The following is a 20350-nucleotide window of genomic DNA, read 5'->3' on the forward strand; positions in this document are numbered from 1 at the left end:
ACACCACCGAACGAAAAGTAGACTGAACCGGACATGATCAGACCCGACCTCTCCCTCCCACTTCCCGAGACGATCACCTCCGCGCACTTCATCGGCATCGGCGGTTCCGGCATGAGCGGGCTCGCGAAGATGTTCCTCGACGCGGGCATCCGCGTCTCCGGAAGTGACCGCGCCGACAGCGACAACCTGCGGGCGTTGGCCGCGGCGGGAGCAACGGTCCATGTCGGTCACGATGCCGCGTACCTGGGCGACGCCGACACGGTCGTGCACACCGGCGCGATCTGGCCCGAGAACCCCGAGTTCGTCACCGCGAAGGCGCGTGGACTGCACGTGATCCACCGTTCCCAGGCGCTGCACTGGCTGATCGGGTCCCGTCGCCTGGTGTCGGTCGCCGGCGCGCACGGCAAGACGACCTCGACGGGCATGATCGTCACCGCACTGCGGGAGCTCGGGGCCGACCCCCATTTCGTCAACGGCGGTGTGATCGAGCAGCTCGGAACGTCGAGCGCCACCGGATCGGGCGACCTGTTCGTCGTCGAAGCAGACGAATCGGACGGCACCTTCCTGCTCTACGACACCGCGGTCGCTCTCATCACGAATGTGGATCCCGATCACCTGGACCACTACGGTTCGGACGAGGCCTTCCACGACGCGTTCGTCCGGTTCGCGAATGCCGCCTCGGAGGCCGTCGTGATCTCGAGCGACGATGCCGGGGCGCTCCGAGTCGGCGCCGGGATCACCCATCCGAACGTGCTCACGTTCGGTCAAGCGGCGGATGCGGATGTGCGCGTCACCGACTTCGTGACCGTCGGAGGCGTCGCAGCGACCATCACCCACGGTGGCGAGCAGGTGCGGATGCAGCTCGCCGTCCCCGGTGTGCACAACGCCATCAACGCGGCCGGCGTCGTCACGGTGCTGCGCGCCCTCGGGTATCCCCTCGTCGACGCGGTCCGCGCCGTCGAGGGTTTCGCGGGAACGGTTCGCCGCCTCGAACAGCACGGGGTCGCGCGCGGCGTGACCGTGTACGACGACTACTCGCACCATCCGACCGAGGTCAGGGCTGCTCTCGAGGCGATGCGCGGCATCGCGGGCACGGGGCGGGTCATCGCGATCCAGCAACCGCACACCTACTCCCGCACGCAGCACATGTACCAGGAGTTCGCCGACGTCCTCGAGGAACTCGCCGACCACACGGTGATGCTGGACGTCTACGGGGCGCGTGAGGATCCAGTCCCCGGAGTCACCGGCGAGCTGGTGAGCAACGCGTTCCGCGACCCGTCGCACGTGCACTTCGTGGCGGATTGGCAACAGGCCGCCGACTACACGGCTACCGTGGCGCGCGACGGAGACTTCGTCGTGACCCTCGGCTGCGGCAACGTGTATCAGATCATCCCGCAGGTCTTGGAGTCCCTCCGCCGGACCGACGAGGCATAGCCGATGCGTCGGCCCGCACCGCTTCCGTCCACCCCGGAGAGTTCGGGGGAGAAGGGCGCCGCGACGCAGGCGACCCGGCGTCCGAGTCGGCCCGGCGCCGCGGCGGAGGAGAAGTCCGCTGCCGCGGCGGAGGAGAGGCCCGCTGTCGCCGAGGAGCGCGCACCGGCGGAGGAAGCGACGGTCGATGCGCCGCAACCGACCTCGACGAGGGATGTCTGGCGCGCGGCGCGCGCCCGGCGCAAGGCTCTCCGCGCAGAGATCCGCCGGTTCACCCAACGCTCTCGGCGACGACGGATCATCTGGTGGAGCAGCCTCGCCGCCGTGGTCGTCGTGATCGGAGGGAGCATCGCGGCCGCGTACAGCCCGCTGTTCGCCGTCGAGAAGATCACGGTCGTCGGGGCAACCAGCCTCGATCCCTCCGCGGTCGAGGCGGCGCTCAGCGATCAGCTCGGCACGCCGCTGGCTCTGGTCGATTCCAGTGAGGTGAAGGCCGCGCTGCTGGCGTTCCCTCTCATCGAGACGTATGCGCTGGAGGCGCGGCCTCCGCATGACCTGACGGTGCGCATCGTCGAACGCACGCCGGTCGGCGTGATCCGCTCGAGCGCTGGATTCACGCTCGTGGACGCGGCGGGGGTGGCGCTTTCGACCACGCCCGATCAGCCCGCAGGACAGCCTCTGATCGAGATCGACAGCGGGGTCGATTCCGCCGCGTTCCGCAGCGCGGGGCTCGTCGTGAGGTCCTTGCCCGCCGATGTCCGATCGCAGTTGGCGGGGGTCGCGGCGACCACCCAGGACGACGTGACCCTGACGCTGAGCAGTGGGCTGACGGTGGTCTGGGGGAGCGCGGAGGACTCGGGTCTCAAGGCACTGACCCTCTCAGCGGCGATGGGCGCCCATCCCGGGGCACGGTCGATCGACGTCACGTCACCCGAAGTCGCCGTCGTCGGCTGACCTCTTTCGTGGGGAATGGCGCGACACGCCCAAGTGGTTGCGTGCGCGCGGCCAGGCGGCGCTTACCTTCGATCAAGAGAACGCAATACCGGGAAATACTTTACACCTCTAGTTGAGGTTTAAGGTTCATCCTTTTCAGGCTCGAATAATCGGAGGCCGGCCATGAGCCAGAACCAGAACTACCTCGCCGTGATCAAGGTCGTCGGCGTCGGCGGTGGCGGCGTCAACGCCGTCAACCGCATGATCGATCTCGGTCTCCGCGGAGTCGAGTTCATCGCCGTCAACACCGACGCCCAGGCGCTGCTCATGAGCGATGCCGACGTCAAGCTCGACGTCGGTCGGGAACTCACGCGTGGTCTCGGCGCCGGAGCAGACCCCGAGGTGGGGCGCCGTGCCGCGGAGGACCACGCCGAGGAGATCGAGCAGGCCCTGACCGGTGCGGACATGGTCTTCGTGACCGCCGGCGAGGGAGGCGGCACCGGAACCGGTGGTGCTCCCGTGGTGGCCCGCATCGCGAAGTCCATCGGTGCGCTCACCATCGGTGTCGTCACCAAGCCGTTCTCGTTCGAAGGTCGCCGTCGCCAGAGCCAAGCCGAGGCGGGCGTCGCGAAGCTCAAGGAAGAGGTCGACACCCTCATCGTGGTGCCGAACGACCGTCTCCTCGAGATCAGTGACCGTGGGATCTCCATGATCGAGGCCTTCGCCACCGCGGACCAGGTGCTCCTCGCCGGTGTCCAGGGCATCACCGACCTGATCACGACCCCGGGTCTAATCAACCTCGACTTCGCCGACGTCAAGTCGGTCATGCAGGGCGCAGGTTCCGCCCTCATGGGCATCGGCTCCGCCCGCGGTGCCGATCGCGCGATCAAGGCGGCCGAGCTCGCGGTCGAATCGCCTCTGCTCGAGGCCTCCATCGAGGGTGCGCACGGCGTGCTGCTCTCGATCCAGGGAGGATCGAACCTCGGCATCTTCGAGATCCACGACGCGGCCGACCTCGTCAAGGAAGCGGCACACCCCGAGGCGAACATCATCTTCGGTACCGTCATCGACGACACTCTCGGCGACGAGGTGCGCGTGACCGTCATCGCGGCCGGATTCGACGGTGGCGAGCCTTCGCTCCGACTGGACCCGATGGTCGTCTCCCGGCCCTCGGCGGCGACTCTCCCCGAGGTCTCCCTCGAGGAGGAGCCGGAGGCGAAGAGCGACGCGGCACCGGCAGAGCCGGTGCAGCAGCGAGTGCCGACCACCAGCATCGAGCCGGCTTTCGCAGACGACGACATCGACATCCCCGAATTCCTGAAGTGACCACTGCGGCCGACGGGCAGGGGCGGTCGGACCTGGCGGCGCGGCTGACGGCGATCGACGAACGCATCGCCGTCGCCGCGCGCGCCGCGGGGCGGGATCCGGCGGAGCTCACCCGCATCGTCGTGACGAAGTTCCATCCGGCATCTCTGGTCCGTGAACTGCACGCGCTCGGCGTGCACGACGTGGGAGAGAACCGGCAACAGGAACTGTCGGCGAAGCAGGCGGAACTCGCAGCCCTCGACCTGACCTGGCACTTCATCGGCCAGGGGCAGACGAACAAGGCCGCGGCCATCCGGCGCAGCGCCGACGTCGTGCATTCCGTCGACCGGGGCCGATTCGCCGACGCGCTGGACCGCGCGGCCCAGGACGATGGTCTCCTCGACGTGCTCGTACAGGTCAACCTCACCGACGATCCTGGCCGCGGGGGAGTGGCACCCGCTGATGCCGTCGCACTCGCCGAGCACGTGCTGGCGCTGCCATCGCTCCGTCTGCGGGGCGTCATGGCGGTCGCGCCACTGGACGAAGAACCCGGCGCTGCATTCGCGCGCTTGCGTGCCGTCGCTGAGGGCGTCCGCGCCGTTCAGCCCTCCGCATCGTGGATCTCCGCCGGGATGACCGGCGACTTCGTGGAGGCGATCGACGCCGGCGCGACACACCTGCGGATCGGCTCCGCAATCACCGGCCCCCGGCCCGACCGGGGTTAACCTGTGAAAAGACCAGCCCCAAACGTTCGAACCGGAGGACACGATGGGTAACCCGCTGAAGAAGACCATGGTGTATCTCGGCCTCGCCGACGAGGAAGAGGTCTACGAGGAGGAGACGCAGGCTCCTGCGCGCGCTCACCGCGAGCGCGAAGAGCCGGCTCCGGCTCCCGTCACGCCCCTCCGTCGTCCCGTCGCCGTCCGCCAGCCCTCTGCAGGAGCCGTGAACGAGATCCTCACCGTCCACCCCAAGCAGTACCGCGACGCTCAGCTGATCGCGGAGAGCTTCCGCGAGGGCGTCCCGGTCATCATCAACCTCTCCCAGATGAGCGATGCCGACGCGCGCCGTCTCATCGACTTCGCGAGCGGACTCTCCCTCGGACTGTACGGCCGCATCGAGCGGGTCACCTCGAAGGTGTTCCTGCTCTCGCCGGAGAACATCGCCGTTTCGGGCCACGGGGGCATCGCGCACGCAGACGCTGAGTCTGCGGGCTTCGACCAGTCGTAGCTCGTGGAGTTGGTCTCCGTCGCAGCGAGCATCGTTCATCTGGTGCTGCTGCTCTACATCTTCGTGCTCTTCGCGCGCCTCATCCTGGACTACATCCCCCTCTTCAATCGGGAGTGGCGTCCCAAGGGGTTCGGTCTGGTCGCCGCTGAGGCTGTCTACACGGTCACAGATCCGCCCATCCGGTTCTTCCGGCGGCTCATCCCGCCACTGCGGATCGGTTCCCTGTCGCTCGATTTCGGGTTCACGCTCACCCTGTTGATCGTGCTGGTCCTGATGAACATCGTGCGGCTGTTCATCCGCTGACCTCCTGGCGATCCGCCAGGATCCGCCACGCGGACTTCGTGGTCTCTGGGTGTCGTGACATCGCGGCGCTGAGGCGCGGGGGCTATGCTGGCACCCAGGTGCGCGCCCCGGGTTCGCGCCACATCACGACCACGCCATACATCGATACTGGCATTCGTACTCATCGAAAGAGGAGCCACTCATGGCACTTACCCCGGATGACGTCGTCACCAAGCAGTTCCAGCACGTCCGCTTCAAGGACGGCTTCGACCCGGACGAGGTCGACGACTTCCTCGACGAGATCGTCATCGAGTGGCGCAAGGCTCTCGAAGAGAACGTCGAGCTGAAGGCCAAGCTGGCCGCCTACGAGTCCGGCGAAGCCCCCGAGGCCGCCGCTCCGGCCGCGGCACCCGCGGCGTCCGAGACTCCGGCTCCCGTCGCCGAGGTTCCCGCAGAGCCTGCTCCGACCGGTTCCGCGACCGCGACCGCCGGCATCATCGAGCTCGCACAGCGTCTGCACGACGAGCACGTCGCCGAGGGTGAGGCGAAGCGCAACGCGCTCATCGCCGAGGCCGAGACCGAGGTCGCCCGGATCCGCACCGAGGCCGAGGCCAAGCAGCGCGAGGAGTCGGCACGCCTGGAGCGCGAGCGCAACACGCTCGAGGCTCGCATCACCGAACTCCGCAACTTCGAGCGCGACTACCGCTCGCAGCTGCGCGGATACATCGAAGGCCAGCTCCGCGAGCTCGACGAGAAGTCGGCGTCCACGGACTCCACGCCCGTCTCCGCGATCGGTCTGTAAGGCGCCCTCTTGTCAGGACGTCGTCCCCTTCGTCGGTCGGCGGCCGGTGCGATCGTTGCGATCCTCGCAGCGCTCGTGCTGGCCGCCGATCAGTTTGTGAAGTACCTCACGATCGAGAACCTGCCGCTGCAGGTACCGGTCCCGGTTCTCGGTGAGTTCCTTCAGCTGTACTACGTCCGCAACCCCGGCGCGGCGTTCTCGCTCGGTTCCGAGGTCACCTGGATCTTCACGATCGCCCTCGCGGTCGTCGCGTCGATCATCATCTGGAAGGCGTTCGGGCTCAAGTCCCGGCTGTGGGCCGTGGTTCTCGGCTGCCTGCTCGGTGGCGTGCTCGGCAACCTCACCGATCGACTGTTCCGGGAGCCCGGGTTCCCGGTGGGACATGTCGTCGACATGATCTCGATGCCGTGGATGATGCCGGCCATCTTCAACGTCGCGGATATCTTCATCGTCACCGGCATGATCTCGGTGGCCCTGCTCGTGGTCTTCGGCCTGCGGTTCGACGGCACGCGCGAGCGCGATCACGCGGTGGTCGAGACCGAGGAAGAGGCGGAAGCAGCGGCGATCGCCGCCGAAGCGGAGACCGAGACCGACACGGACGAGGTGGACGCGGGCGACGATGACGCATCCTCGGAGGATGCGGCTCCCGCATCGGAAGGCCGCTGACGTGGAATCCCGATCTCTGCCGGTTCCTGACGGCTTGGACGGCACGCGGGTGGATTCCGCGCTCGCGAAGCTCATGGGTTTCTCCCGCACCTTCGCCGCGGATGTCGCTGCGGCAGGCGGGGTCCGTCTCGACGGCGTGACGCTCGACAAGTCAGACCGCCTGCACGGCGGTGGCTGGCTCGAAGTCGAATGGGCGCCGAAGGAGGCGCCGCGAGTCATTCCGATCGCGGTTCCCGAGCTCGGGGTCGTGTACGACGACGACGACATCATCGTGGTCGACAAGCCCACGGGCGTGGCCGCGCACCCGTCCGTCGGGTGGGAGGGGCCCACCGTCGTCGGTGCACTCGAGGCCGCCGGATTCCGCGTCGCGACGAGCGGTGCCGCCGAGCGTCAGGGGATCGTGCACCGGCTGGACGTCGGCACGAGCGGTCTCATGGTCGTGGCGAAGTCCGAGCAGGCGTACACGACGCTGAAGCAGGCGTTCAAGGATCGTACGGTCGAGAAGGTCTATCACGCGGTCGTGCAGGGGCACCCGGATCCGCTGGCGGGAACGATCGACGCGCCCATCGGGCGCCATCCGAACCACTCCTGGAAGTTCGCCGTCGTTCCCGACGGGAAGCCCTCGGTGACCCACTACGAGACGCTCGAAGCTTTTCCGGGCGCTTCGCTCCTCGAGATCCATCTCGAGACGGGGCGCACGCATCAGATCCGCGTGCACATGGCTGCTCATCGGCATCCGTGCGTCGGCGATCCGCTGTACGGCGCCGACCCCACGATGTCAGCCCGGCTCGGGCTCACACGTCAGTGGCTGCACGCACATCAGCTCGCGTTCGCGCACCCGGCGACGGGGGACTGGGTGCAGTTCGAGTCGCCCTATCCGGCAGACTTCCGCCACGCGTTGGAGGTCCTGCGCGGCGAATAGTCGGCGCTGCGCCGGCCCGATGTCGGTGTCGTGCGCGACACTGAGCGCATGAGCATCGAGGTTCGTCCTGCAACCGTGTTCGACGATGTCGCAACCCTCGTCGGGCCGAAGAAGCCGACGTCGAACGTGTGCTTCTGCCTGAGCTATCGCATCGGCAACAAGGAGAACCTTGCGCTCAAGGGCCCGGCCCGCGCCGACCGGGTGCGCGAGCTGTGCCACCAGGATCCGCCCCCTGGCGTGATCGCCTATCTCGACGACGAGCCTGTCGGCTGGGCGGCACTGCATCCGCGACGCGAGACGAGCTTCGCCCGCAACCGGCTCATCCCGCAGATCGATGACCTCGACGTCTGGTCGCTGTGGTGTTTCCGGGTACGCCCCGGGTACCGGAAGCAGGGCATCTCGCATGCGCTGATCGACGGTGCTGTCGCATATGCGACAGAGCGCGGTGCGCCCGCGATCGAGGGCTATCCGGTCGACAACGGCGGCGAGAAGGTGAATCTGACGATGGCATACGTCGGCACGCGAGCGCTCTTCGAGGGTGCAGGATTCGCGAAAGCCGCGGATACGGGTTCCGTGCTGGACGGGTTCCCACGGGTGCTGATGAGGCTCGACCTGGGGGCGCCACAGAGATCGTCGAAGAAAGCGTGAACCGATCGGTGACTCACGGCCAATACATAGCGTGACCACAGACAGCGAGATCATCCAGCGATCTCTTCAACGTCCGGCAACGTTCGCCGAACTCTTCGACAGGCACGCGCGCGCGGTCAACGCGTTCGCGACGTACAGAGTCGGCCGCCATGCGGCAGAGGACGTCTTGAGCGAGACCTTCCTCGTCGCCTTCCGGCGGCGCGCCGACTTCGACACGGACGCCGAATCGGCGGCGCCGTGGTTGCTCGGGATCGCGTCACGACTGATCCGCCGGCAGCGCGCGGTCGAGGCCAAGCAGTGGAGGTCGTTCGCGGCATCCGTGTCGCAACATGAGCAATCAACACTCGGGGGCCTGGATGATGCCCTGACTCGCGTCGACGCGGAGCGCGAGGTCGCGACACTGAGAGCGCGTATCGCCGCGCTCGCTCCCCGAGACCGCGAGACCCTCCTGCTCTATGCCTGGCAGGGGATGAGCTACGACGAGGTCGCCGTCGCCCTCGGGGTTCCCGTGGGAACCGTGCGATCGCGGCTGAACCGGGTTCGCAGACGACTGGACTCCACTCGGAGAGTTCAGGCATTCGAGCAGCAGCAGAAGAGGGGAGAGACCCGTGGACGAGTTTGAGAAGGTTCGGTGGACCAAGCCAGAGATAGACGGAGCCGAAGAGAACCTCGCCGCTGCGCGGGCGCTCCTCCTGACCGAGATCCAGGAGGAGCGCCGACCCGCGCGTCCGCGGGCGGCGCGGCGGCCCTGGTTCATCGCCGCCGGCGCCCTCGGCGCGGCGGCTGCAGTCACCACCGGAGTGCTCGTCGTGAGTGCGATCACGGCGCCGTCGCCTACGCCTACCGTGGAGGCGGTGCCGACGCGCACGCCGGGGCCGGCTCTCGAGCCGACCGCGACGCCTGGGCCAACGATCTCGCCCGCGCCTGAACCGCCGACGGCCAAGACGGTCTTGGTCGGAGCGGCGACGGTCGTCGGTGACGACCCGGGGCCGGTTGCAGGCCCCGGGCAGTACCTCAGAATTCACCAGGAGATCCGAAACCTCGAGCTTTACTCCCCCCAGGACCAAGGAAATGCGAACCGGACGCAGGCGACGGCGGCGTGGGTCTCCACAAGCTCCCAAACCTGGTACATCCCCGCCGACAGGACAGGCGAATGGGTGCAGGTGCTCAACGCGGACCTGCAGGTCGTCGAGCTGTTCGGAGGGGAGGCGGGTCGCCTGTCTCAAGAGTGGCTCGATCGATTCAGCTGGCGCGTGGATCCGCAGGTCTTGCGGTACCAGGGTGGGGGGCACGTCGGGACGCCGGTTCCGAATCAGACTTATGTCCAGTACGCGGAGATGCCGCGAGATCCAGCTGCCCTCCTGGCTTGGACGACGGCATACCTGCGAGCAGACGAAGCGGCGTCGGCGGGTATCGGTGCTGTGACATTCCTCATCGATGAGTTGCAGCAGGGGTCTGCACCGGCGGATCTCAAGGCTGCGATGTACAGAGCCCTGAGCCTCATCCCTGGCGTATCGATTGTGGACAGCGAGGGCGATGTCGTCACGCTGTTGTTCTCAGGACTCCCGCAAGTTGATCGCAGCTATTCCATGTCGATCGACACGCGCACTGCGCAGGTGGTGCGCTCGACCATCAACGACGGCCCGCGCGGGGGCATCGTTCCGGACTCCGTTCCTGATCACGAACTCACGACGACTGTCCAAGTCGTCGATGAGGCTCCGTAGATTCGCCTCGTTGTCGATCGACACGGTGACAGAGGTGTTGCTCCTCCAACGCCGGTCGGTTGGTGAAGATCGAGATCTCGGTCGACATGACGACCGGCCTGGTGGTCGGTTCCGCGATCAGGCAAGACGCGGGGGCCGGCATCGTGCCGGAAGACGTCCCTGACACGTGGAGGACGATCACGGTGAGCGTGGTCGACGCGGCACCGTAGCCCCTCGACGAAGCCCCGGCGCCGACCTCCGGTGTCGGGGCTCCGCCGTAGACTCGAAGGCATGGCATCCGACTCCTTCGTCCACCTGCACGTGCACAGCGAGTACTCCATGCTGGACGGTGCGGCGAAGATCAATGCGATGACCCAGGCAGCCGCCGAATACGGGATGCCGGCCATCGCGGTGACCGATCACGGCAACACTTTCGCGGCATTCGAGTTCTACAACGCGGCGCGCAACGCAGGCATCAAGCCCATCATCGGGCTCGAGGCATACATGACCCCGGGCACGCACCGCAGCGACAAGACGCGCGTGCAGTGGGGCTCACCGGACCAGAAGAGCGACGACGTCTCCGGCTCGGGCGCGTACACCCACATGACGATGTGGAGCCAGAGCACCGCGGGCATGCACAACCTCTTCCGGATCAGCTCCCGGTCGAGCATGGAGGGTTACTACTTCAAGCCCCGCATGGACCGCGAGCTGCTCCAGACCTACGGCAAGGGCATCATCGCGACCACAGGATGCCCCTCCGGCGAGATCCAGACGCGACTGCGGCTGGGGCAGTACGACGCGGCGCGCGCGGCGGCTGCAGAGTTCCAGGACATCTTCGGCAAGGAGAACTACTTCGCCGAGATCATGGACCACGGTCTCTCCATCGAGCGACGGGTGATGACCGACCTGCTCCGCCTCGCGAAAGACCTCAACATCCCACTCGTCGCGACCAACGACTCGCACTACACGCACCAGCACGAGGCCGACGCTCACGAGGCTCTGCTGTGCGTGCAGTCGGGCTCCACCATGGACGATCCGAACCGCTTCAAGTTCGACGGCGACGGCTACTACATCAAGACCGCCGCCGAGATGCGGCAGCTGTTCCGCGATCACCCCGAGGCCTGCGACAACACGCTCCTGATCGCCGAGCGCTGCGAGGTCGAGTTCGACACCTCGGCGAACTACATGCCGCGCTTCCCGGTCCCCGACGGTGAGACCGAGGACAGCTGGCTCATCAAGGAGGTCGAGGCCGGCCTGCACTACCGGTACCCCGGTGGGATCCCCGACAAGGTGCGCAAGCAGGCCGAGTACGAGACTGGCATCATCCTGCAGATGGGCTTCCCCGGCTACTTCCTCGTCGTCGCGGACTTCATCAACTGGGCCAAAGACAACGGCATCCGTGTCGGTCCCGGCCGTGGTTCGGGTGCCGGGTCGATGGTCGCCTACGCGATGCGGATCACCGACCTCGACCCGCTCGAGCACGGTCTGATCTTCGAGCGCTTCCTCAACCCCGACCGTGTCTCGATGCCCGACTTCGACGTCGACTTCGATGATCGTCGCCGCGGCGAGGTCATCGAATACGTCACCGAGAAGTACGGATCCGAGCGCGTCGCCCAGATCGTCACCTACGGCACGATTAAGTCGAAGCAGGCGCTGAAGGACGCCGGGCGCGTTCTCGGGTTCCCCTTCAGCATGGGGGAGCGCCTGACGAAGGCGATGCCGCCGCCCGTGATGGGCAAGGACATGCCCCTGGACGGCATGTTCGACTCGGCGCACCCCCGGTACAAGGAAGCGAGCGAGTTCCGCACGCTGATCGAGACCGACCCGGAGGCCAAGACCGTCTTCGACCGCGCTCTCGGTCTCGAAGGGCTGAAGCGTCAGTGGGGCGTCCACGCCGCCGGCGTGATCATGTCGTCCGATCCGCTGCTCGACATCATCCCGATCATGAGGCGCGAGCAGGACGGCCAGATCGTCACGCAGTTCGACTACCCGTCGTGTGAGTCGCTCGGGCTGATCAAGATGGACTTCCTCGGGCTGCGCAACCTCACGATCATCTCCGATGCGCTCGACAACATCCGGACGAACCGGGGCGAAGAACTCGACCTCGAGCACCTCGGTCTCGACGATCCGGGTGTGTATCAGCTGCTCGCGCGCGGAGACACCCTAGGCGTCTTCCAACTCGACAGTCCGCCGCTGCGTTCGCTGATGCGCCTGATGAAGCCGGACAACTTCGGTGACATCTCGGCCCTCATCGCCCTGTATCGCCCGGGTCCGATGGGCGCGAACTCGCACACCAACTACGCACTGCGCAAGAACGGGGTGCAGGAGATCACCCCCATCCATCCCGAGCTCGAAGCGCCGCTCGCGGAGATCCTGGAGGAGTCGTACGGGCTCATCATCTACCAGGAGCAGGTCATGGCCATCGCTCAGGCCGTCGCCGGCTTCAGCCTCGGACAAGCAGACATCCTCCGTCGCGCGATGGGCAAGAAGAAGAAGTCGGAGCTCGACAAGCAGTACGAGGGCTTCGCGGGCGGGATGAAGGAGCGCGGCTTCGGCGAGGACGCGATCAAGGCGCTGTGGGACATCCTGCTGCCCTTCTCGGACTACGCCTTCAACAAGGCCCACTCCGCGGCGTACGGACTCGTGTCGTACTGGACCGCATACCTCAAGGCGCACTATCCCGCCGAGTACATGGCGGCGTTGCTCACCAGCGTGGGCGACTCCAAGGACAAGATGGCCCTGTACCTGAACGAGTGCCGCCGTATGGGGATCAAAGTCCTTCCGCCCGATGTCTCGGACTCGATCAACTTCTTCGCGGCCGTCGGAGACGACATCCGCTTCGGCCTCGGCGCTGTGCGCAACGTCGGCAGCAACGTCGTCGAAGGGATCGTGCAGGCGCGCAAGGGGGAGCGGTTCACCTCGTTCCACCACTTCCTCGACACCGTGCCGCTGCATGTCTCGAACAAGCGCACCGTGGAGTCCCTGATCAAGGCCGGCGCCTTCGACTCGATGGGCGACACCCGCCGAGCGCTCATGGAAGTGCATGAAGACGCGGTCGAGGCAGCCGTCGACCGCAAGCGCAACGAGGCACAGGGCGCGATCGGGTTCGACTTCGACAGTCTCTACGACGGCATGGAAGAGGCCGCTCCGGCCAAGGTGCCGGCCCGCCCCGAGTGGGTCAAGAAGGACAAGCTCGCCTTCGAGCGGGAGATGCTCGGCCTGTACGTCTCCGATCACCCGCTGGCCGGGCTCGAGGTGCCGCTCGCGAAGCATGCGTCGATCTCGATCCATGACCTCAACAACTCCGAAGACCTGCAGGACGGTGATCAGGTGACCGTGGCGGGCCTCGTGACCAGCGTGCAGCACCGCGTGGCCAAGGCGAGCGGTAATCCGTACGGCATGATCACGGTCGAGGACTTCAACGGCGAGGTCACCGTGATGTTCATGGGCAAGACCTACACCGAGTTCCAGCACACCTTGCAACAGGATGCGATCCTCGCCGTGCGCGGGCGTGTGTCCCGTCGTGATGACGGCCTCAACCTGCATGCGCAGTCCGCGTTCGCGCCCGACATCGGCTCGTTCGACGCCGCAGGGCCACTGTCGTTGGTCTTGGCGGAGCAACGTGCCACCGAGCGGGTGATGGGTGAGCTCGCCGAGGTCCTGCGTCGGCACAACGGCGACACAGAGGTGCTGCTCCGCGTGCACCGAGGCGGCACTGCGAAGGTCTTCGAGGTGCCCATGCCGGTGAAGGTCTCGGCAGACCTCTTCGGTGACCTCAAGTCCCTTCTCGGACCCACCTGTCTGGGGTGAGCGGGTAGGATCATGAGCCGTCGGCAGCACGACGAATCCCCCCGTCGAGCACGGTGACGAAAGGACCACGCATGAGCACGGAACTCCCTGAGCCGGGTGTCGAAGATGCGGACTTCAGCGATGACGACGGTGTCCTCTACGACGATGAGGTGACTCCGGAGTACGGGATCCTCGGATTCACCCTCCGTGAGCTTCTCATCGTCAGCGTGTGGCTGGTCTCCTTCGTCGTGTCGTTCTTCCCGCTGGCCGGGGGCGCCTCGCTCTGGGGCGTCGGAATCCAGTGGATCCTTCCGGTTGGTGTCCCCACGGTCGCCGTGTTCCTGCTCGTGCTCCGTCGCTTCTCGCCTGACGGTATCCGTCGCGTCGGGTCGCTCGGCATCGACCAATTCGCCTCTGTGGCCTTCTCGGTCGCAGCCGTCGTCTGGGCCGGGAACGTGTGGCTCACGATCTCAGGGCTGATCGCCACCGGGTTCTGGTCACTTCCGTGGAGCGGGGTGGTGATGGCCGTCGCCGCTCTGGCCCTGGTCGTGCTCACGGTCTTCGCTCCACTCATCCCGGGGCTGAAAGAGGACTTCCACGGACGTCTGGTCACCCTCGCCCACCGCAACGCCAATCCGGTGCGCCCCGTCATCGCGCGACCGCGACCCGAACCGGTCCTCACGGAGCCCGAGCCACAGACCGCCGCCGACGGCGACCGGACGGATGTGAGCGTGGATGCTTCCGCGCTTCCTCCGGTCGCAGACGCCGACAGCCGGGATTCCGGGAGCCAGGCCACGGACGAGGTCGAGCGCGTCGACCTCGCCGCGCAGGTGCCCCTCACGGCACACGCGTCCGGTGGTGACATCGGCACCGTGCACGGCACAGATGACGAGGAGTACGTGCCCACGTACTCTCGGCGTTCTCGGGGGCAGGAGCCCGAGATCGTCTCGGACATCGGGAGCATCGAGTCCCTCCTCGAGACCGCTGCGACATACGAGACCGCTGTCGTCCCGGACGACACGGAAGCTCCGATCGTGGAGGGTTTCGCCGACGCGGACCTCGATGCGACGAACCCGCGCGAGTCGACTCCCGTCGCGCAGCCGTTCTGGATCCTCGCGCCCTCTGAGCGTGACGTCCACGACGAGCGCGGCGAGGCGTTGTTCCGCATCGGCCCGAATGCCTGGGCGCTCGTGATCGAAGACCGTGGAGGTGCCTACGTCGTGCGTCATGACGACGGGCGGATCGGCTACCTCCACGACATCTCCGACATCACGAAAGGCTGAAATGCGCACGATCGATCTGCGGGGGCGCGAGCTCTCGCCCGCTGACATGCTCGCCGCCGTACCGCGAGCCACACAGGCGCGTGCCGAGGCGCTCGACACCGCCGCCCGCCTCGTGGACGACGTCCGCAACCGCGGTGAGGCCGCTCTCCGTGAGCAGGCGGAACGCTTCGACCGGGTCGCCGGACACTCCGTCCGGGTTCCCGCCGCCCACATCGACGAGGCGCTGGCCGAGCTCGCCCCCGAAGTGCGTACCGCTCTCGAGGAGGCGATCCGCCGCGTGCGACTGGCCTCCGCAGCCCAGGTTCCGGCCGCGCAGGTCACCCGCATCGGCGACGGTGCCGTCATCACGCAGCGCTGGCAGCCCGTCCACCGCGTGGGTGTGTACATTCCCGGTGGGAAAGCGGTCTACCCGTCCAGCGTGATCATGAACGTCGTGCCGGCTCAGGTGGCAGGTGTGGAGCAGATCGCCTTGGCATCGCCGCCGCAGGCGGACCAGGGAGGGCGAATCCACCCGACGATCCTCGCCGCGGCCGCTCTGTTGGGCGTGACCGAGGTCTATGCGATGGGCGGAGCGGGGGCGATCGGGGCGTTCGCGCACGGTGTCGCCTCGCTCGGGCTCGACCCCGTCGACGTCGTTTCCGGGCCCGGCAACAACTACGTCGCCTCCGCCAAGCGCGCGGTCGCCGGCGTCGTCGGGACGGACTCGGAGGCCGGCGCGACCGAGATCCTGGTCGTCGCCGATGCCGATGCCGATCCGCGCCTCATCGCAGCCGACCTCGTGAGCCAGGCGGAGCACGACGAACAGGCCTCCGCGGTATTGGTCACGGACGCCGCGGAGCTCGCTGCACGCGTCGCCACCGAGGTCGAGCGGATCTCCGTCCTCACCCGTCACAGCGAGCGTGTCGCCGCGTCCTTGGGAGGACCGCAGTCGGCGATCGTCCTCGTCGACGATCGCGCCATGGCGACCGCTTTCAGCAACGCCTACGCGCCCGAGCACCTCGAACTCCACCTCGCCGATGCCGAGAGCGCCGCGTCGGCCTTCACGAGCGCCGGAGCGGTCTTCGTCGGAGACCAGACGCCGGTGAGCCTGGGGGACTACATGGCGGGGAGCAACCACGTGCTCCCGACCGGCGGTCAGGCGCGGTATGCACCGGGACTCGGCGCGTACACGTTCCTGCGTCCTCAGCAGGTGATCTCCTACGACAGGGCCGCACTGGCCGCCGTCCGAGCGGGGGTCGTCGCACTCGCCGAGTCCGAGGCGCTGCCGGCGCACGGTGAGGCGATCGAGGCGCGCTTCACCGCGTAGGATCGGTCAGATGCACTGCCCCTTCTGCCGTCATCCCGACTCCCGCGTCATCGATTCCCGCACGAGCGACGACGGGCTCTCGATCAGGCGGCGTCGTCAGTGCCCGGAGTGCGGGGGCCGTTTCACGACCACCGAGACCGCGAGCCTCAACGTCATCAAGCGTTCCGGCGTGATGGAGCCTTTCAGCCGGGAGAAGGTCATCTCCGGCGTGCGCAAGGCGTGTCAGGGACGGCCGGTGACCGAGGCCGACCTCGCCATCCTCGCGCAGCGCGTGGAGGAGGCTGTTCGCCAGACGGGGGTGTCGCAGCTCGACACGAATGAGATCGGTCTGGCCATCCTCGGTCCGCTGCGTGATCTCGATGAGGTCGCGTTCCTCCGCTTCGCCAGCGTCTACCAGGCGTTCGACTCGCTCGAGGACTTCGAGGCGGCGATCACCGACCTCCGGGCCGACCACACGAAGCAGGAGGCCGAGGAGCGGTAATCTGGCAGGGATGTATCCGCTGCTCTTCCGCGCTGTCCTCTCGCGCTTCGATCCCGAGTTCGCCCATCACGCCGGCATGGCGGTGATCCGCGTCCTCGGAGTGCCGCCGTTCTCCTGGGCGACCCGTGCCCTGACCGCGCCGGATCCGTCCTTGCGTGTCGATGCACTCGGACTCAGCTTCCCGTCGCCCTTCGGCATCGCGGCCGGTTTCGACAAGAACGCCGTCGGCGTCCGCGGACTGGCGGCCCTCGGGTTCGGCCACGTGGAGATCGGTACCGTGACGGCGATCCCGCAGGAGGGGAATCCCAAGCCGCGTCTGTTCCGTCTGTTGGCGGACCGCGCCGTCGTCAACCGGATGGGGTTCAACAACGACGGCGCTGATGCGGTCGCCCGTCGCCTCGCTCGACTGCGCCGTGGCGCACCGGACACGGTGATCGGCGTCAACATCGGCAAGAGCCGCATCGTGGACGTCGAGGATGCCACCGCCGACTACGTGGCCTCGGCAACCCGCCTCGCCCCGCTCGCCGACTACCTCGCGGTGAACGTGTCCTCTCCGAACACCCCAGGACTGCGCGGGCTGCAGGCAGTGGAGACGCTGGCACCGTTGCTCCGGGCGGTCAAGGAAGCATCGGGGTCCACGCCGCTGCTCGTCAAGATCGCCCCGGATCTCCCGGATGACGAGATCACCGCCATCGCGGAGTTGGCCGTGACCGAGGGGCTCGCCGGAATCATCGCGCACAACACCACGATCAGTCGAGACGGACTGCTCACGGACGCGGCGTCGATCGAAGCCGCGGGCGCGGGCGGACTGTCGGGGGCGCCGCTGAAGAAGCGCTCGCTCGAAGTGCTCCGGATCGTGCGTGACGCCGTACCGGCAGAGTTCTGCGTGATCGCGGTCGGTGGAGTCGAGACTCCGGCCGATGTGCAGGAGCGTCTGCAGGCCGGTGCCACTCTCGTGCAGGGTTACACGGGATTCCTGTACCGCGGTCCGTTCTGGGGCCGCGAGATCAACAGAGGACTGGTCAGTCGGGGTACTGGCCGCGCTTGACCTGCGGCTTCGGCAGTCGCATGAAGCGCATCTGCAGCGCGCGCATCGCCGCGTACCAGCCGAGGCCGCGCTCGAGGCGATCCTTGCCGAACTTCGCTGCGGCCTTCCGCTTGACCCGCATCCCGAGCAGCACCATGCCGCCGATGGCGATCACGAGATACCCCATCATGACGATGTAGGCGTAGAACGAGATCATCATGTTCGTCGGCAGGAGTGAGGCGAGGATGACCAGCACCATGACGCCCATCACGAACTCGGCCGGGTGCCACCCCGCGTCCACGTAGTCGCGCACCCAGCGGCGCTGCGGGCCCTTGTCGCGGACCGGGAGGTACTTCTCCTCGCCGGCGGCCATGCCTGCCTGGGCGCGAGCACGACGCTCGTTGAGCTCGGCTTTGGCAGCCGCCTTCGCCTCTTTGGTGTTGGCGACCAGGGGGCGGCGACGTGCTGCCTCCTGCTCCGCGCGGGTCGGCGTCGCGCGCCCCTTGCCGACGGCAGTCGTCTCGGAGGCGTCGTCGTTCGTCGAAGGGGAGGCGGGGTTAGTGGACACGGAGTTCCTCGGTTCGCTGGCGGGGGATCACCTTAAGATTACTCGCATGACCTCTCCTGTTCTTCCCCCTGAGCCCGATGCCGCCGTTCTCGAAGCCGTGGACACAGGAATCCCTGCTGCGCTGTCGGATCTCGGACACCTCGTGCGGATCCCCGGGATGGCATGGCCGGCGTTCGATCAGACGCAACTGGAGCGCAGCGCGGCCGCTGTCGCGTCACTGGCCGAGGACACCGGTGTCTTCGATGAGGTCCGTGTGCTGCGCTCAGCGATCCCCGGCACCGACGAGCAGGGGCAGCCGGCGGTCCTCGCCACCCGTGCGGCGCGGAATGGGAAGCCGACGATCCTCCTCTACGCGCACCACGACGTGCAGCCTCCAGGGGACGACGCCCTGTGGGAGACGCCGCCGTTCGAGCCGACGGTGCGGGACGGACGTCTCTACGGGCGTGGTGCGGCGGACGACAAAGCGGGGGTCATGGCGCACATCGCGTCGATCCGGGCGGTCAGCGAGGTCCTCGGGGACGATCTCGACCTGGGTATCGCGATGTTCATCGAGGGGGAGGAGGAGTACGGTTCCCGCTCCTTCGCGCAGTTCCTCTCCGACAACAAGGAGGCTCTGCGCGCAGACGCGATCGTCGTGGCGGACTCCGGCAACTGGGACTCCGTGACGCCGGGACTCACGGTCTCGCTGCGCGGCAACGCGCGCTTCACGCTGCGTGTGCGCACACTCGACCACGCGTCGCACTCGGGGATGTTCGGCGGTGCGGTGCCCGACGCGATGATGGCCACCGTCACGCTGCTCGCGACGCTCTGGGACGAGGACGGGGCGGTCGCGGTCGAGGGGATGACCGCGCGCGATGCGGCGACTCCGGACTACACCGAGGCGACGCTGCGAGATGAGGCCGGACTGCTTCCCACCACCACACCGATCGGCAACGGGACGATCCTCAGCCGGATCTGGAACAAGCCCGCGGTCACCGTCATCGGTATCGATTCCACGACCGTCGCCGCAGCCTCCAACACGCTCCTTCCCGAGGTCACCGTGGTGATCAGTGCTCGAGTCGCACCGGGCCAGACGGGGCAGGAAGCCTACGAGGCGCTCGAAGCCCACCTCCGCGCCCATGCACCGTTCGGTGCGGAGCTCACGTTCTCTGACGTCGATCTCGGCGACGGCTTCCTGGTCGACACGAGCGGGTGGGCCGTGGCGTTGACCCGTGACGCGATGCGCGACGGCTACGGAGTCGCTCCGGTCGACCTCGGCGTGGGCGGATCCATCCCCTTCATCGCGGATCTGGTACGGGAGTTCCCCGCCGCGCAGATCCTGGTGACCGGTGTCGAAGACCCCCACTCGCGGGCCCACAGCCCGAACGAGTCGCTGCACCTGGACACGTTCCGTCATGCCGTCGCGAGCGAGGCTCTGCTCCTGGCTCGGATGAATGCCACCGAACTCTGAGCCTCACAGCCTCTGCGGCGGTAGAATCGTCCGAGAAGCCGTGCACCTGCGGCCCGTCACAAGGAGCGACATGAGCGACACCACCCTCTCCCCAGAGACCACCCGCGCACACGGCGTCACCCTGACCGACGCTGCCGCCACGAAGGTCAAGAACCTCCTCGAACAGGAGGGGCGCGACGATCTGCGCCTCCGCGTCGCCGTGCAGCCCGGTGGCTGCTCTGGCCTGATCTATCAGCTGTACTTCGACGAGCGCTACCTCGAAGGCGATGAGACCGTCGATTTCGACGGCGTCGAGGTGATCATCGACAACATGAGCGTCCCGTACCTCGATGGTGCGGCGATCGACTTCAAGGACACGATCTCCGAGCAGGGCTTCACGATCGACAACCCCAACGCGGCGGGTAGCTGCGCGTGCGGCGACAGCTTCCACTGATCCTCGCTTCGCGGACCACGGCCGCCGTCACCGATCGGTGACGGCGGCCGTTCTGCATCCGGCAACCTGCGTGGATGGCATGAATCAGGTG

The 20350-nt window shown here is 67.3% G+C and carries 21 protein-coding genes; 20 read left to right on the plus strand and 1 reads right to left on the minus strand.

What is annotated here, in order from left to right; translation table 11 throughout:
- Positions 1-33: 33 nt before the first annotated feature.
- The 18 genes from murC (at position 34) to LVJ59_RS00500 (ending at position 17829) form a co-directional block, all read left to right on the plus strand.
- Positions 34-1434 carry a UDP-N-acetylmuramate--L-alanine ligase gene (murC, locus tag LVJ59_RS00415; protein ID WP_232761627.1) on the plus strand — a complete coding sequence of 467 codons (1401 nt, stop codon included), beginning with the start codon at positions 34-36 and terminating at the stop codon, positions 1432-1434.
- 3 nt (positions 1435-1437) lie between these two features.
- Positions 1438-2385 (plus strand): FtsQ-type POTRA domain-containing protein, encoded by a 948-nt coding sequence (locus LVJ59_RS00420; protein WP_232761628.1) that lies wholly within the window; start codon positions 1438-1440, stop codon positions 2383-2385.
- Positions 2386-2547: 162 nt separating this feature from the next.
- Positions 2548-3690, plus strand: coding sequence for a cell division protein FtsZ (gene ftsZ / locus LVJ59_RS00425; RefSeq protein WP_134351529.1), 1143 nt, complete (start codon positions 2548-2550; stop codon positions 3688-3690).
- Positions 3687-4394, plus strand: coding sequence for a YggS family pyridoxal phosphate-dependent enzyme (locus LVJ59_RS00430; RefSeq protein ID WP_232761629.1), 708 nt, complete (start codon positions 3687-3689; stop codon positions 4392-4394). Before ftsZ ends, LVJ59_RS00430 begins: the two co-directional genes overlap by 4 nt.
- A 43-nt stretch (positions 4395-4437) precedes the next feature.
- Positions 4438-4899: a cell division protein SepF gene (locus LVJ59_RS00435; protein ID WP_232761630.1), complete on the plus strand. Its 462-nt coding sequence runs from the start codon at positions 4438-4440 to the stop codon at positions 4897-4899.
- A gap of 3 nt (positions 4900-4902) precedes the next feature.
- Positions 4903-5202 carry a YggT family protein gene (locus LVJ59_RS00440; protein ID WP_047524064.1) on the plus strand — a complete coding sequence of 100 codons (300 nt, stop codon included), beginning with the start codon at positions 4903-4905 and terminating at the stop codon, positions 5200-5202.
- A 181-nt stretch (positions 5203-5383) separates the two neighbouring features.
- On the plus strand, positions 5384-5983 hold the full coding sequence (locus LVJ59_RS00445) for a DivIVA domain-containing protein (protein ID WP_232761631.1): 600 nt from the start codon (positions 5384-5386) through the stop codon (positions 5981-5983).
- Positions 5984-5992: 9 nt separating this feature from the next.
- On the plus strand, positions 5993-6649 hold the full coding sequence (lspA, locus tag LVJ59_RS00450) for a signal peptidase II (protein ID WP_232761632.1): 657 nt from the start codon (positions 5993-5995) through the stop codon (positions 6647-6649).
- Between the two features lies 1 nt (position 6650).
- Positions 6651-7571 (plus strand): RluA family pseudouridine synthase, encoded by a 921-nt coding sequence (locus tag LVJ59_RS00455; protein ID WP_232761633.1) that lies wholly within the window; start codon positions 6651-6653, stop codon positions 7569-7571.
- A 48-nt stretch (positions 7572-7619) separates the two neighbouring features.
- On the plus strand, positions 7620-8219 hold the full coding sequence (locus LVJ59_RS00460) for a GNAT family N-acetyltransferase (RefSeq protein ID WP_232761634.1): 600 nt from the start codon (positions 7620-7622) through the stop codon (positions 8217-8219).
- A gap of 31 nt (positions 8220-8250) precedes the next feature.
- Positions 8251-8841, plus strand: coding sequence for an RNA polymerase sigma factor (locus LVJ59_RS00465; RefSeq protein WP_134351521.1), 591 nt, complete (start codon positions 8251-8253; stop codon positions 8839-8841).
- The gene (locus tag LVJ59_RS00470; protein WP_232761635.1) at positions 8828-9943 is read left to right on the plus strand and encodes a hypothetical protein; all 1116 of its coding nucleotides are present in this window, start codon (positions 8828-8830) and stop codon (positions 9941-9943) included. Before LVJ59_RS00465 ends, LVJ59_RS00470 begins: the two co-directional genes overlap by 14 nt.
- A gap of 62 nt (positions 9944-10005) precedes the next feature.
- Positions 10006-10152, plus strand: a complete 147-nt coding sequence (locus tag LVJ59_RS00475; protein ID WP_232761636.1) for a hypothetical protein — start codon at positions 10006-10008, stop codon at positions 10150-10152.
- Positions 10153-10213: 61 nt separating this feature from the next.
- Positions 10214-13732, plus strand: a complete 3519-nt coding sequence (gene dnaE, locus LVJ59_RS00480; RefSeq protein ID WP_047524062.1) for a DNA polymerase III subunit alpha — start codon at positions 10214-10216, stop codon at positions 13730-13732.
- A gap of 71 nt (positions 13733-13803) precedes the next feature.
- Positions 13804-14994 (plus strand): hypothetical protein, encoded by a 1191-nt coding sequence (locus LVJ59_RS00485; RefSeq protein WP_232761637.1) that lies wholly within the window; start codon positions 13804-13806, stop codon positions 14992-14994.
- Between the two features lies 1 nt (position 14995).
- A complete protein-coding gene (gene hisD, locus LVJ59_RS00490) occupies positions 14996-16300 on the plus strand; it encodes a histidinol dehydrogenase (RefSeq protein WP_232761638.1) in 1305 nt (434 codons plus the stop codon).
- A 10-nt stretch (positions 16301-16310) separates the two neighbouring features.
- Entirely contained in the window at positions 16311-16781 is a 471-nt protein-coding gene (gene nrdR / locus LVJ59_RS00495) for a transcriptional regulator NrdR (protein ID WP_047524059.1), read from the plus strand.
- Positions 16782-16791: 10 nt separating this feature from the next.
- Positions 16792-17829 carry a quinone-dependent dihydroorotate dehydrogenase gene (locus LVJ59_RS00500; protein WP_232761639.1) on the plus strand — a complete coding sequence of 346 codons (1038 nt, stop codon included), beginning with the start codon at positions 16792-16794 and terminating at the stop codon, positions 17827-17829.
- Here the strand turns inward: LVJ59_RS00500 and LVJ59_RS00505 are convergent.
- Positions 17804-18376 (minus strand): DUF3043 domain-containing protein, encoded by a 573-nt coding sequence (locus LVJ59_RS00505; RefSeq protein WP_232761640.1) that lies wholly within the window; start codon positions 18374-18376, stop codon positions 17804-17806. The two genes, LVJ59_RS00500 and LVJ59_RS00505, sit on opposite strands and share 26 nt — an antisense overlap.
- Positions 18377-18422: 46 nt before the next feature.
- Between LVJ59_RS00505 and LVJ59_RS00510 the strand changes: the two genes are divergently transcribed.
- Both LVJ59_RS00510 and erpA read left to right on the plus strand, forming a co-directional pair.
- Positions 18423-19826, plus strand: a complete 1404-nt coding sequence (locus tag LVJ59_RS00510; protein ID WP_232761641.1) for a dipeptidase — start codon at positions 18423-18425, stop codon at positions 19824-19826.
- A gap of 70 nt (positions 19827-19896) precedes the next feature.
- Positions 19897-20259: an iron-sulfur cluster insertion protein ErpA gene (gene erpA / locus LVJ59_RS00515; RefSeq protein ID WP_017830247.1), complete on the plus strand. Its 363-nt coding sequence runs from the start codon at positions 19897-19899 to the stop codon at positions 20257-20259.
- Positions 20260-20350 lie beyond the last annotated feature (91 nt).

Origin of the sequence: Microbacterium sp. KKR3/1 (genome assembly GCF_021272365.1) — a bacterium.
Classification (GTDB): Bacteria; Actinomycetota; Actinomycetes; order Actinomycetales; family Microbacteriaceae; genus Microbacterium; species Microbacterium aurugineum.